13 protein-coding genes are annotated in these 13,535 nt (G+C 55.0%); all 13 read left to right on the top strand.

All coding sequences use genetic code 11. From position 1 onward, the window contains the following. Window positions 1-13 precede the first annotated feature (13 nt). Window positions 14-1,516 (top strand): outer membrane protein assembly factor BamB family protein, encoded by a 1,503-nt coding sequence (locus ACI7RC_RS14930; protein ID WP_408109023.1) that lies wholly within the window; start codon window positions 14-16, stop codon window positions 1,514-1,516. Between the two features lie 13 nt (window positions 1,517-1,529). Next, the gene (locus ACI7RC_RS14925; RefSeq protein WP_408109022.1) at window positions 1,530-3,308 is read left to right on the top strand and encodes a DUF2207 domain-containing protein; all 1,779 of its coding nucleotides are present in this window, start codon (window positions 1,530-1,532) and stop codon (window positions 3,306-3,308) included. 16 nt (window positions 3,309-3,324) lie between these two features. Next, window positions 3,325-3,873, top strand: coding sequence for a LemA family protein (locus tag ACI7RC_RS14920; RefSeq protein ID WP_408109021.1), 549 nt, complete (start codon window positions 3,325-3,327; stop codon window positions 3,871-3,873). Window positions 3,874-3,948: 75 nt separating this feature from the next. Further along, a complete protein-coding gene (locus tag ACI7RC_RS14915) occupies window positions 3,949-4,278 on the top strand; it encodes a DUF3870 domain-containing protein (RefSeq protein WP_408109020.1) in 330 nt (109 codons plus the stop codon). A gap of 242 nt (window positions 4,279-4,520) precedes the next feature. After that, window positions 4,521-5,768, top strand: coding sequence for an ABC transporter substrate-binding protein (locus ACI7RC_RS14910; protein ID WP_408109105.1), 1,248 nt, complete (start codon window positions 4,521-4,523; stop codon window positions 5,766-5,768). Window positions 5,769-5,783: 15 nt separating this feature from the next. Continuing rightward, window positions 5,784-6,659 (top strand): branched-chain amino acid ABC transporter permease, encoded by an 876-nt coding sequence (locus ACI7RC_RS14905; RefSeq protein ID WP_408109019.1) that lies wholly within the window; start codon window positions 5,784-5,786, stop codon window positions 6,657-6,659. 20 nt (window positions 6,660-6,679) lie between these two features. Continuing rightward, on the top strand, window positions 6,680-7,702 hold the full coding sequence (locus ACI7RC_RS14900) for a branched-chain amino acid ABC transporter permease (protein ID WP_408109018.1): 1,023 nt from the start codon (window positions 6,680-6,682) through the stop codon (window positions 7,700-7,702). Next, window positions 7,699-9,219, top strand: a complete 1,521-nt coding sequence (locus ACI7RC_RS14895) for an ATP-binding cassette domain-containing protein (RefSeq protein ID WP_408109017.1) — start codon at window positions 7,699-7,701, stop codon at window positions 9,217-9,219. Before ACI7RC_RS14900 ends, ACI7RC_RS14895 begins: the two co-directional genes overlap by 4 nt. An 18-nt stretch (window positions 9,220-9,237) precedes the next feature. Continuing rightward, on the top strand, window positions 9,238-9,549 hold the full coding sequence (locus tag ACI7RC_RS14890; RefSeq protein ID WP_408109016.1) for a DUF3870 domain-containing protein: 312 nt from the start codon (window positions 9,238-9,240) through the stop codon (window positions 9,547-9,549). A 156-nt stretch (window positions 9,550-9,705) separates the two neighbouring features. Beyond that, the gene (locus tag ACI7RC_RS14885; RefSeq protein WP_408109015.1) at window positions 9,706-10,722 is read left to right on the top strand and encodes an LLM class flavin-dependent oxidoreductase; all 1,017 of its coding nucleotides are present in this window, start codon (window positions 9,706-9,708) and stop codon (window positions 10,720-10,722) included. A 22-nt stretch (window positions 10,723-10,744) separates the two neighbouring features. Continuing rightward, window positions 10,745-11,287, top strand: coding sequence for an NADPH-dependent FMN reductase (locus tag ACI7RC_RS14880; RefSeq protein ID WP_408109014.1), 543 nt, complete (start codon window positions 10,745-10,747; stop codon window positions 11,285-11,287). A gap of 5 nt (window positions 11,288-11,292) precedes the next feature. Beyond that, window positions 11,293-12,246 carry a hypothetical protein gene (locus ACI7RC_RS14875; RefSeq protein WP_408109013.1) on the top strand — a complete coding sequence of 318 codons (954 nt, stop codon included), beginning with the start codon at window positions 11,293-11,295 and terminating at the stop codon, window positions 12,244-12,246. Window positions 12,247-12,260: 14 nt separating this feature from the next. Beyond that, complete coding sequence (gene fahA / locus ACI7RC_RS14870; RefSeq protein WP_408109012.1) at window positions 12,261-13,529, top strand: fumarylacetoacetase; 1,269 nt, start codon at window positions 12,261-12,263, stop codon at window positions 13,527-13,529. Window positions 13,530-13,535: the final 6 nt, after the last annotated feature.

Genomic DNA, 13,535 nt, shown 5'->3' with positions numbered 1-13,535 from the left:
AAGGAACGTTGCGATGATTAAGAGGAAATGGTTTTCTGCTGTACTCACTTCCGTGTTTCTCTTTGCCGGCCTGTTTCCGCTCCATTACACAAATGCAAATGCCATTGAACCGAACCTGGATCTAAAGCTGAATAACCCGGATGTAAAATTGAATCCGGATCAAAACGTAAACCCTGATGTCAAGCTAAACCCTGATGTCAAGCTAAACCCTGATATCAAGCTAAACCCTGATATCAAGCTAAACCCAGATGTTAAGCTTACCCAGGAAATCGTCAAGTCTCTTGCCGTGTCAAGTTCAAACGGCCGGCCTCGCTGGACGTTCAAGACAAAGGGGGAAATCCGCTCCACACCAGCGATCGGAGCGGACGGCACAGTCTATTTTGGTTCGGGCGACAAAAAGTTTTACGCTGTGGATCGGAAAGGAAAGAAGAAATGGGAAATCGATTCCGAAAGCGAAGTCTTCGCCTCCCCGGCGATCGGGAGTGACGGCATCATCTATGTCGGCATGGAAAATAAACTTTATGCGATCTATCCAGATGGAACGATAAAGTGGGAGTTCGCAACAAAATGGGACATAGACTCGACTCCCGCTATTGGTGAAGATGGCACGATTTATGTGGGTTCCGGCGATGGAAATTTGTATGCAGTCAATCCGGATGGAAAGCAGAAATGGAAGGCCAAAACAGAGAAACCGATCTACTCCTCACCTGCCATCGGAGCAGACGGTACCATCTATATTGGTTCTGGCGATACGAATCTGTATGCGATCAAGCCGAACGGAACGACAAAATGGGCATTCAAAACAGGCGATTCCATTTACACCTCACCTGCAATTGGAGCAGACGGCACCATCTACACAGGGTCTGGTGACAGAAAATTGTATGCGGTCAATCCGAACGGCAAGAAAAAATGGGAACTCGCTGATGTAGGCTTTCAATCCTCGCCCACAGTAGGCGCAAACGGCATCATTTACGTCAGTGCCGGCTCCAAAATCTATGCGCTCAAACCGGACGGCAAGAAAGAATGGGAGTTTGCAACAAATAAGGAAGTGTCATCCGCGCCCGTCGTAGGAGCAGATGGTACCATCTATGTCGGTTCTGAAGACAAGAAACTGTATGCGATCAATCCGAACAACAAGAAAAAATGGGAGTTCGCTACAGGAGGTTTTATCGCATCCTCACCGGCAATTGGACCCGATGGAGCTGTCTATATCGGCTCGTATGATCACAATCTCTACGCTGTCGGGATGGTCTCCGTAGCCGGAGTAGTCCTGAATAAAACCGAACTTTCGCTGAAAGCCGGGCAGAGCGAAACCTTGCAGGCGACGGTCACGCCGTATAACGCTACATTCCCGGACCTTGCGTGGTCCAGCGACGACGACAAGATCGCCACCGTGGACGATACCGGCAAGATAACGGGTGTCGCGGCGGGCAAGACAAGGATTACAGCGACCGCGGAGGATGGAGGATATTACAGACAATGTGTTGTGACTGTAACCGCGGCTGATATCCCATGAAGGGGGCGCGAAGATGACCTTTTTTCAGAAAATCGTCGCCGGGCTCACAAGTTTGCTGTTTCTGTTCCTGCCTGGCGCCCCCGTTCATGCGAGCGAACGTTCGTTTGATATCACTGATGTGGTTATTCATGCCCGAATCGACCAGAATGGCGACATGCTGGTGACGGAACAGGACACGTACTGGTTCAACGGGGATTTTAACGGCATTCTCGTACTGCTCGATTCGTCCGGATCGGACGGTATCGAGAACTTCCAGGCCTTTGAAGCGGGTCCCCAGCAAGAAATTCCGCTCACCTTCGAAACGACAGGCAAAGGCGAGCAAATCGAGTATAAAGTGTACGATCAGGCACACGATGAAACCAAAGTCTTCAAATTTACGTACACTTTCAAAAATGTCGTGAAGCTTTATGAAGATACCGCCGAGCTGTACTGGAAGTTTTTCGATGACTCCAATCCGAGCAGGTTGGGCTCAGTGCGTATTGAGATTGAGCTTCCAGGCGGGGTAGGGCAGGAGGAGATCCTGGCGTTCGGGCACGGCCCCCTGTCAGGATCAGTGGAAATTCCGGCTGATGGCGTGGTCCGGTACCAGGTTAGCCCCTTACAAGCAGAACAAATGCTGGAAGCTAGAGTCTTGTTTCCCAAGGAATATGTCCCGGACAGCTCAAAAATCGAGAACACTCCGATGCTGGACAATATCAGGCAGCAGGAAGTAAAGTGGGCGGAAGATGCAGACAAACAGCGGGAAGCGGAAAAAAATCGGCCCTGGAGATTGCTCTATTACGCCATTGCCCTGTTCGTCGCCAATTTGGCAGTCATCGTGATTCTTTTCATCAAATACGACAAGGAGTACCGGCCGGCATGGAGCGGAAAGTACTGTCGCGAACTTCCCGAAGACGTGACGCCTGCGGTTGTGAGCTGCCTGATGGATTACAACATTCAGTCCAAGGACCTGATGGCGACGCTGATCGATCTGGTTCGAAAAAAATACGTTGACATGCAAGTGGTCAAGAAAGATGGCGGTTTGTTCCGCAAAGAAAAATACGATTACCGATTTACACTGATCGACGAACAGACAGACGGGTTAAAGCAGCACGAGGCCTATTTGATCGACTGGCTTTTCAGGCAGCTTGGCAAAAACAACGAAGTATCGCTCTTGGATATCCGCGATTACACCAAAAAAAAGGCCAATGCCCGAACATTTGTCAACCGGTTGAGCGAGTGGGAAAACATGGTAGTACAGGAAGCAACTCGGAAGGACTATTTCGATTCATCCAAAACCGGCCGGAATATTGCCATCGGCATCGCTTTGGCACAAATCGCCGTTTTGGTCTTCTTCGCGCCCGACACTGTGAAATGGCTGTTGATTTGCGCGTTTCCCCTCTTTTTCTATGGATTCAAGATCAAAAGGCGAACGAGATCAGGTGCAACTGAACGGGCTAAGTGGAAGGCGTTCAGAAGGTTTTTACAGGATTACAGCCAAATGGCCTCGAGGGAACCGCTAGCCGTTCATTTGTGGGAGCACTATCTCGTCTACGCCATTTCGCTGGGTGCAGCCAAAAAGGTCATCGCCATCGCAAATACCGACCTCGTTCGGCCGGATCTTCAACAGCATGCCGTTTACTCGGCGGTAACTGACGGCGGTCTTCATCAGCATTTTGACCATTTTGCCGATTCATTCGACAGGACAGTCTCTGCCGCGAAGAGCAATCTTCCCTCTTCAAGAGGGTCGGGCGGCGGATTCTCTTCCGGCGGTGGAGGCGGCGGAGGAGGCGGCGGCCGCGGCGCATTTTGAGAAGGAGGGTTTGCAAATGGGTTTGTATATTACGATCGGAATCGTCATTCTGTTGTTCTTGTGGATCATACTCTCTTACAACCGCCTGATCTTGCTTAAAAACCGGGTTCGCAGCAGTTGGTCGCAGGTGGATGTCGTCTTGAAAACCAGGTTCGACCTGATCCCCAATTTGACTGAAACAGTCAAAGGATATGCGGCGCATGAAAAAGAAACGCTTACCCGCGTGACCGAGCTGAGAACGAAATATGTCTCCGCGGGGTCGGTTCAGGACAAGGCTGCAGTCAGCGGCGAAATCAGCGGAATTTTAAGCAGATTATTGATGGTAGCGGAAAGCTACCCCGACCTGAAAGCGAATGAAAACTTCCTCTACTTAAAGCAGCAGCTGACTTCGATCGAGGACAAAATCCGCTTTGCGAGACAGTTTTACAACGACAGTGTCGAAGCATTCAACACGGCGGTCATGAGCTTTCCGACCAATCTGTTTGCAGGCATGTTCGGCTTTCAGCAGGAACCGTTCTTTCACATCGACGAAGCGGAAAAGTCTGTTCCACAGATTAAGCTGTGATACGTATTCACAAACATCCTAATAATGAGTAAAATCATCTCAGAAACTCTGACCAGTAATAAAGGATGGTAGAATATGGACTGGAAAAACAACCCGCGATCTGTTCTCGTAGCTGGCTTCGCCCAACTCCCGAAAGGCACGACTCTATACGAAGTGCAAAAAACGGTCGGCTGTGTCTTGATTATCGACAGGGATACGGATCTGATCCTGGATGTTTCTTTTACGTTTATCATGGATGTCACCAATGAATTTATCTGTTCGCTGGTGAGGGGGAGATCGGTGCGGAATGGGGTAGACGAGATCGTCCAGGAGATAGAGGAGCGTTTCCTGGCCCCGGCGCAGCGTGCCATCATTCAGTCCCTGCGGGTCGCGCATGAACGGTATTGCGAGATGGTTCAATATTAATCTCTAATAAAAGCGCTTGCAATAATCCGAGTTTTTATAATATAATCATAAGCGTGAATAGTAAAGCTGGACTATCTATGCAGGAAGGGACAGGAGCCCGACCTGGGTGAAGTAGATACACAACCAGCGGGATGGAAGACAGGAAAGTGAACGGCCTATTTGGCTTGTTCTCGCTTCTTCTCTTCTGTTCTGCTGGTTTTTTCATTTTCTAAAACAAATATGGGGGGATTGTGTTGAAAAGAATGCGCTTTGCTTTGGCGGTACTCATGGTATGTATTCTATCGTTCAGTTTGGCGGCTTGCTCCGGCACCCAGCCTGGTTCAGGCGGATCGGCGGCTGGAGGAGCCGGGGAGAGCGGCTCAGGATCAGGCACAGGCACCCAATCAACCGGAAAAACAGAGAAGCCGGCCAGCTATAAGATCGGGATCAATCTGGAGCTGACGGGAGGTTCCTCGGTATGGGGCGTGCCGCAGAAAAATGCGGTAGAGATGCTGGTAGAAGAGCTGAATCAGAAAGGCGGCATTAACGGCGTTCCCATTGAACTGGTCGTCTATGACAACGAGTCTAGTGAAACGCAATCTCTCGTGGTGACGAAGAAGCTGGTAGAGCAGGACAAGGTATTGGCCGTGATCGGCGGCGGGACGACTCCGACGACGATGCCGATCGTGCCGTATATGAATCAGCAGAAGGTAACGCTGGTGTCCGTCGGCTCCGGTGACGGGATCGTGGAGCCGGCCAGCGAGCGCCCGTATATCTTCAAGACGCCGGTCAACAACAATAACAATGCACACAGCATCGCCGCGTTTTTGAAGGAGAAGGGGAAGACCAATGTGGCGTTTATGTCGATGAACAACGCCTATGGAGAAGACGGCAGAAAGGCGTTTGAAGCGGTTGCCAAAGAATTTGGGCTCAACATCGTGGCAGAAGAGAAATTCGGCGGGGGCGACAAGGATATGAAGCCCCAACTGACTAAGATCAAAGCAAAAAATCCGGACGCGGTGGTCGTCTGGGCAATACCCCCTTCCGCTTCGATCGTAAACCGCAATTTCTGGGAGTTGAAGCTGGATTCCATGCTGATCTATGGTGCCGGGGCCGGGTCCAACGCCTTTGTGGAACTGGCGGGATCTGAGGCAGCGGAGGGAACGTACATGGCTTCCGGAAAGGTATGGGTGGCCGATCAGCTGGCAGACAGCGATCCGCAAAAAGAGCTGCTTACGAAGTACGTCAAGGATTTTGAATCCAAGTTTAAGACGGGTGTCAGCCCGATCGACGGGATGGCCTACGATACGATGCTGCTTTTGGCCAAAGCGATCGAGATGGCGGGAGACCAGGTAAACCGGGAGACGATCCGGGAAAACATGGAGAAGATTCAAAACCTGGTCGGCACGACGGGCGTCTTCAATCTCAGCCCTGACGATCATCAGGGGTTGAAGCCGGAGGATGTGATCATCATCCAGGTAAAAGGCGGCCGATGGGAAATGGCGAAATAACGAGGAGAAGGTAGGATGAGTTCAGATTTGGTCCAATTGTTGTTTTCCGGCCTGACCGTAGGCGGAATCTATGCGCTGATTGCAGTGGGATTCGTTACGATCTACAACGTCAACGGCGTGATCAACTTCGCCCAGGGGGAGTTTGTCATGGTGGCCGCCATGTCGGGGGCTGCGATGACTTCCGCCGGTGCACCGCTGTGGATTGCCTGCATCGCCGCGATCCTTGTCTCGGCAGCGGTCGGGGGCATCGTGCAGAGGCTGGCCCTGTATCCTGCCAGGCACAGCAGCGATGTCGTCCTGATCATCATCACGATCGGGCTGTCGACGACACTGCGGGGACTTTCCCAGCTGCTGTGGGGGAGCAGTCCCTTGACCCTTCCGCCGTTCATGGCGGGAGAGCCGGTCAGCTTCCTCGGTGCGGTGATTCCCCGGCAGGATTTCTTCATCGGAGGGATCGCCCTGATCTGTATGCTGGCGCTGTTTGTTTTCTTCGAGCGGACGGCGATGGGTTCGGCGCTCAGGGCCTGCATGATGAACCGGGAGGTAAGCCGGCTGATGGGGATTTCCCCGAATCGGATGGCCCTCTTGTCCTTTGTCCTGGGGGCGGGACTGGCGGGGGCAGTCGGCGTGTCGGTCGCTCCGGTCTCTCTGGCTACCTATGACATGGGCCTGATGATCGGCTTGAAAGGATTTGTCGCGGCGGTGCTGGGAGGGTTGGTCAGCATACCGGGGGCTGTCGCGGGCGGCGTGCTGCTCGGTGTCCTGGAATCGCTCGGAGCAGGGTTGGTCTCATCCGGGTACAAGGATGCGATCGCCTTTCTGATCCTTCTCTTGGTGCTCATCTTCAGGCCGCAGGGGATCCTTGGTGCAAGAAGCGGGAAACGGGTGTAAGAGAGGTGGGCCAATCTAACATGGAAAAAATGCTGGAACAGACAAAACCGACCCATCCGATGCGCATCAGAAGCCGGGCGTGGCTTTGGCTGCTCCTGCTGCTGCCGGTTCTGTTCGCAGGGCCGCTCCTGTTAGGCAGCTATCTGACCAGTGTGTTTGTGATCATGGGAATCTACTGTATCGCGACAGTCGGGATTACGCTGTTGATGGGGTTTGCCGGCCTGGTATCGCTGGCCGGGGCAGCATTCTGGGGCATCGGCGCCTACGTTACCGGCACAGGAGCGGTTCAGCTGGGGATTTCTCCTTTGCTGGGCATTCCGCTGGCGGTGATCGTATCCGGCTTGATCGCTTTCGGCTTGGGGCTGATTACGAGAAATTTGCAGGGACATTATTTTTCGCTGGCCACTCTCGGCTTTGGCATCGTCGTCAACATCGTCCTGATCGAAGAGACGGAGTGGACCGGCGGGTCTTCCGGTTTGATCGGAATTCCCGGCCTGCAGGCAGGCCCGCTCCAGGTTTCGGGCGATGCCGCCTGGTTTGTCTTCGTGTGGATCGCGGCTATCGTCTGTTTGATCTTGTGCAGCAACCTGGTCAAGTCCGGCTGGGGCCGGAATCTTCGTTCGATGCACGCCAGTCAGGCCGCTTCGGAAGCGATGGGGATTGATACCGGCCGGTACCGTCTGCAGGCTTTTGTGATCAGCGGGATGTTTGCCGGTTTGAGCGGAGGGCTTTACGCCTGTTACATGGGCTTTATCAGCCCGGCCGTGTTTCATTTCGACATGTCGATCAAGTTTGTGGTGATGGCCGTACTGGGCGGGCTGGTTTCCGTCTGGGGAGCGATGGTGGGCGTGCTGGTCGTCACGCTGTTGGTCGAACTGCTCAGGGAATACGTTCCGCTGTTGATCGGGCAGGCCAGCTCCGGCGGCTCGATCGAAGTCATCTTCTTTGGACTATTGCTGGTGCTGATGATGATCTACATGCCGAACGGGATTATCGGCATCTTCCGCAGCGCCAAAGCCAGACGAAGAGGTGAAACCCCATGAGCACTTGTCTGCTTGAATTTGAAAAGGTAACCAAGCGATTCGGCGGCGTGGTGGCGGTCAACGACAATACGTTTCAGGTAGAGCCTGGCCGAGTCGTTTCTCTCATCGGCCCAAATGGCGCAGGGAAAACCTCCACGTTTAACTGCATTACCGGGATGTACACGCCGGATGCGGGGGAGGTGCGGTTCCTCGGGCGGAAAATCGACAATCTGAAGCCGCATCAGATCGCTGCGTTAGGGATTGCCAGGACGTTTCAAAACCTGCAAATTTTCCATAATTTATCAGTCGTTGAAAACGTCATGGTCGCTCTGCCCAAAACGCGGACACCCAGCATGCTCCCGTCGATGCTCAGGTTTGCTTCCGTGCAAAAGGCGGAGGCGGAAGCCAAAAGGGCTGCCATGGAAAAGCTCTCCTTGGTCGGCCTCGCTCATCTGGCAGATCACCCTGCCAAGGATTTGTCCTTTGGCGAACAGCGCCTGTTGGAGGTGGCCCGCGCCTTGGCTTTGGAGCCGAAGCTGCTGCTTCTCGATGAACCGATGGCCGGGATGAGCCGCGAAGAAGTGGCGGGGATGGTCGAACTGATCAGGCGTTTGAAGGCCGAAGGGCTCAGCATCTTTCTGATCGAACACGATCTCGCTACCGTCATGGAGGTGTCCGACAAGATCATCGTCCTCGAGTTTGGCAGCAAAATTGCGGAAGGAACTCCCGAGGAGATCAGCCGGGACGAACGCGTCATCGAGGCCTACCTCGGCCGCGACGTCCAGCGGGAATACGCGAGAAAAAGCCGCACCGAACAGGAGCAGCCCGTCCTGCAAGCAGACGACCTGCACGCCCTCCGCGGTGACATACACGCCCTCAAGGGAGTTGCGCTGCGTCTGTATAAAGGAGAACTTGCCGTCATCATCGGGGCCAATGGGGCGGGGAAGTCGACACTGCTCGGTACGATCGCCGGGCTGTATCCGGCAAAGGCGGGAAGGGTCACGTGCCAGGGCAAAGACATTACCGGCATCCCGGCGGAGCAGCTGGCCAGGCAGGGGATCAACCTCGTGCCCGAGCGCAGGGGGATGTTCCCGGAGCTGACCGTGGAGGAAAGCTTGCGCCTTGGAGCCTACTGCAGCAGGCATGGCCAGCAGCAGGTTGCCGAAGACGTAGAAAAAATGTATCAGCTGTTCCCGGTACTGAAGGAAAGGCGCAAGCAGCTGTCCGGCACCTTGAGCGGAGGCGAACAGCAGATGCTGGCGATCGCCCGCGGACTGATGTCCCATCCGGAGGTACTGATGCTTGATGAACCGTCTTTAGGTCTCGCTCCGATGATTGTCGAGGAAATCTTCGACAAGCTGTACCAGTTGAAGCAGATGGGGATGAACATCCTCCTCGTAGAGCAGAATGCGCGGGCGGCCATGAGAATCGCTGATTACGCTTACGTCTTGGAAAACGGCAGGATCAAAATGGCGGGCAATCCTGATCAACTGATGCACGACGATCGAATCCGGGCGGCCTATTTAAGCGGACACTAACGAGAGGGGGCTGCTCCATTGGCAGAAAACACGGTACTGGTTGCCGGCTTTGCGGAAATACCGAAAGGGACCTCTATGTATGAAGTGTATAAACTGGTTGGCTGTGTCATGGTGATTAACCGCGACACGGATATCATCGAGGATATATCCTTTTCCTTCGTGATGGACATGACAAATGAGTTTGTCAGTCATCAATTGCGAGGGATGAGCGTCAAAAATGGCCTTGGCGAAGCAAAGGAGAAGCTGAAGTCGACCATGCTGGTCCCCGGTCAGGGCGCAATTCTCTATGCGCTGCAGCAAGCCTATGATCGCTATTGCGAAATGAAATAGTTCCCTGCTGAGTTATCTACGGGGGAGAAGCGCTCCTTCTCTTCAGGTAGTAGGTATCAACCAGCCGCTCAAAGAGCCCTTTTAAGGCCATTTGGCGCGCTGGTTTTTCCTTTTGGAAATAAATTACATCTCATAAGATCTAGGAGGACAAACGCGATGAAATTTGGACTGTTTACCGTATTTGACAACTACCAGGCAAAGTTTGACCGCACGCCTGCCAAGCTGCTGCAGGAGGTACTGGAGCAGACTGTGGAGGCCGATCGCCTCGGATACGAATCCGTCTGGTTTGCGGAACACCATTTCAGCGAGTATGGCATCCTGACGTCGCCGCATATCCTGCTGACGGCTGCAGCCGAGCGGACAAAGAGAATCCGGCTGGGTGTGTCGATCGTCTCTCTGGTCTTTCATAATCCGATACAGGTGGCCGAGGACTACGCCTTGGTGGACGTGCTGAGTGACGGGCGGTTGAATCTGGGGCTGGGAAGCGGCTACCTGCCCCATGAATTCGCCGGATTCAACGTCGAAGGCAAAGACAAGGCCTTCCGCTTCAACGATGCCCTGGCCGTGATCGAAAAGGCCTGGACGGGCGAGACATTCTCGCATCAAGGAGAGTACTACCAGTTCACCGATATCAAGCTGCAGGTCATCCCCAAACAGAAGCAGGTCCCGCTCTGGATCGGCGCCCTGCGGTCACAGGGAGCCCAGTACGTCGGGAAGATGGGCTACAACATCATGGGCGTGCCCTACGTCTCCAGCAACAGCATCGAGGAGCTTCGCCAGGTCATCAGCGATTACCGGACGGCGTATCTGGAAGCGGGGCATGACGAGCGAAAGATCAATACACCGCTTGCCGTCCATACGTTTGTAGCGGAGACTTTAGAAGCGGCGGAGCGAATCGCCAAGCCCCATGTGAATCTGTATCTGGAAACCCGCCAATACGGAAAAGGGGCTCAGTATGAGGATCTGGAAGCCCGCGAGCAGCTGCTGATCGGCACGCCCGAAGATGTCATCCGCAGGCTGAAAAAATACAAAGAAGCCGGCTGCGATCATATCATGATGTTGATGAACTTCGGCGGACTGCCGCATGAACAGGTGCTGAAGTCCATGGAGCTGGTTGCCCGCGAAGTGATGCCCGCTTTTCGGGAACAGGCCAAGGAAGAATCTGTCGTCTAAACCGCAAAAGGAGTGATGGAGGATGAAGCTGCTGGGGATTTCCGGCACCATTCTGGGGGCAAAAACTGCGAGCCTGGTAGAGCAGATCCTGCAAGAGGCCCGGCAAATCGCCCCTGACGTAGAAGCGCGCATGCTGGATTTGCGCGGCTGCGAGCTGCAGTTTTGCGATGGAAGAGATCCCGCTCAATACAACGACGACACCAGGATGGTGATCGCCGAGGTGACAGACGCGGATTTTTATCTGATTGGCTTTCCGGTCTTTAACGGGTCCATCCCGGCTCCGTTAAAAAACGTGTTTGATCTCGTTCCCCCTTCCGTGTTTCGCCACAAAGTGATGGGCTTTGCGGCCAATGGCGGAACCTATCAGCACTATCTGGTCATCGAAAACCAGGCAAAGCCGATCGCCGGTTACTTCCGCGCCTTTGTCGCTCCCAGCTATGTGTACGCCCATACGGATCATTTCAACCGGGAAAATACAATCATCGACGCAGAGGTAAAAGAGCGTATGAAGAATTTGGCAGCCGAACTCATACACATGCAACAAGGACTCAAGCGAAAGGAGTGAGTGAAGTGAGATTGGGCAGTCTAGACAGGTTTTTGGAAGGTCTGTTCGATTACGCGGGGCTGTTTCCGCCCGCCAGTCTGCCGCTCGAGGAGTCGATCCGCCGCTACGCTGCTTACCAAGAGAGCGATGACGCCTGGATGCTGGGGCGCTTTATCGTCCCGGCGGCACGGTTGAACGAGCTGGAACCGCATCTGTCGCTGTTTTTAGCAGAGCGTCCTTTGAGCTGTGCTGCCTTGGGGCGGAAGAGTGAGGATGAGGCGGAATGCCTGGCAGGACTGCGTAAAGACCTGACGCAGATTCAAGACTTTTGCCAGCGGTACGCGGACATCGCAGACATCGGCGTCCTGGAACTGCCGCTTCCCCCGGCTGCCCCGCCCGCTAACGGGCTGCTGGAGACGATTGCGGCAGAGGCGCAGCGGCATGGGCTGGAGCTGTTTTGCGAAGCCGCATACCCTTTTGCTGCGGACTGGAGGCGGCAGATGACGGCCGCCCTGGATGCGATTGCAGCGTACAATGCCAGCAAGGGCGGAACCATCACCATCGGCCTCAAGTTTCGGACCGGCGGTCTTCACGCTGCTGCCTTTCCCTCGCCGGCGGAGCTGGCCTTCGTCCTTGCAGGCTGTCGCGACCGCAGGATTCCGTTGAAATTTACCGCCGGGCTGCACCATCCGATCCGGATGTATCGTGCCGAAGTGGGCACCCGCATGCACGGCTTTGTCAATGTATTTACAGCCGGACTGCTGGCCCATGAGCGGAATGCGCCTGAGGAGCTGATCGAGCAAATCCTGGCCGACGAAGATTCCGCCAGCTTCTCTTTTACTGCCGATGGATTGGCCTGGCGGGGGATTTCGCTCTCTGTCCCCGCCATCGCCCGGCTGCGTGCCTCCATGCTGCGTTCCTACGGCACCTGCAGCTTTGACGAGCCGCGTGACGATTTGCGGGCCTTGCATATATTTTAGAAGGAGGAGATACAGTGGAGCGTTCATTTATCGAGACAGCGGCGGATTCCCACTTTCCCATTCAGAATTTGCCTTACGGGGTGTTTCGGCCGAAGAGCGGCGGCAGCCCCCGCGTCGGCGTCGCGATCGGCGACTGCGTACTGGATCTTTCTGTACTGGAGCTGGCCGGTTTTTTTGAGGACACGTCCCTGGCGGGCAGGAAGGTGTTCGGGCAATCTTCGCTCAATGCCTTCATGGCTTTGGGGCGGCCCGTCTGGCGGGAGGCGCGAGCGAGGATTCAGCAGCTGCTCAGCGATGAGGAACCCGCCTTGCGCGACAACGATGCGCTGAGGGCTGAGGCCATCCGCTTGCAAAGCGAGGTGGAGATGCTCCTGCCTGCACAAATTGGCGACTATACGGACTTCTACGCTTCCAAGGACCATGCGACAAATGTCGGGATCATGTTTCGCGGCAAAGAGAACGCGTTGATGCCAAACTGGGTGAATCTGCCTGTCGGCTACCACGGCCGAGCCAGTTCTGTCGTAGTGAGCGGCACGGATGTCCGGCGGCCGCTAGGGCAGATGAAGCGGCCCGATGAAGTACGTCCGACCTTCGGACCATGCCGCCAGCTTGATTTTGAACTGGAGGTCGGCTGGCTGATCGGACCGGGCAATGAACCGGGTGAACCGATCCCGATCGATCGCGCCGAGGAGCATATCTTTGGGCTCGTGCTCGTCAATGACTGGAGCGCAAGGGATATCCAGGCGTGGGAGTACCAGCCTCTCGGCCCGTTTCTCGCCAAGAACTTCGCTACATCCATCTCCCCCTGGGTGGTGCCGCTCGAGGCATTGGAGCCGTTTCGCGTCCAAGGGCCGCCCCAGGATCCCGAGCCGCTGCCCTATTTGCGGCAAACAGGGGCGGGATCGTTCGACATCCAACTGGCTGTCGATCTCCAAGGCGGGCAGATGGCTGAGCCGCAGCGGATCTGTACGAGCAACTTCCGTTACCTCTATTGGAGCATGGCACAGCAAATCGCCCACCACACCGTCGGAGGGTGCAACCTGCGCCCGGGTGACCTCTTGGCATCGGGAACGGTCAGCGGCGCGGAAAAATCATCGAGAGGCTGCTTGTTGGAGCTGACCTGGCGCGGTGCGGAACCGCTTCAGCTGGGAGATGGGGAGCAGCGCGTCTGGCTGGAGGATGGCGACAAGGTGACGATGAGCGGCTGGTGCCAGGGCGATGGCTACCGCATTGGATTTGGCAGCGTAACGGGCCGGGTATTGCCGGCGCGAAGGGAGAAGTAAGCACGA

The sequence above is a fragment of the Brevibacillus sp. B_LB10_24 genome (assembly GCF_046036945.1).
Taxonomy (GTDB): Bacteria; Bacillota; Bacilli; order Brevibacillales; family Brevibacillaceae; genus Brevibacillus_C.
The sequence above is the reverse complement of the archived record's forward strand: the minus strand, read 5'-3'. Positions and strand labels throughout refer to the sequence as shown.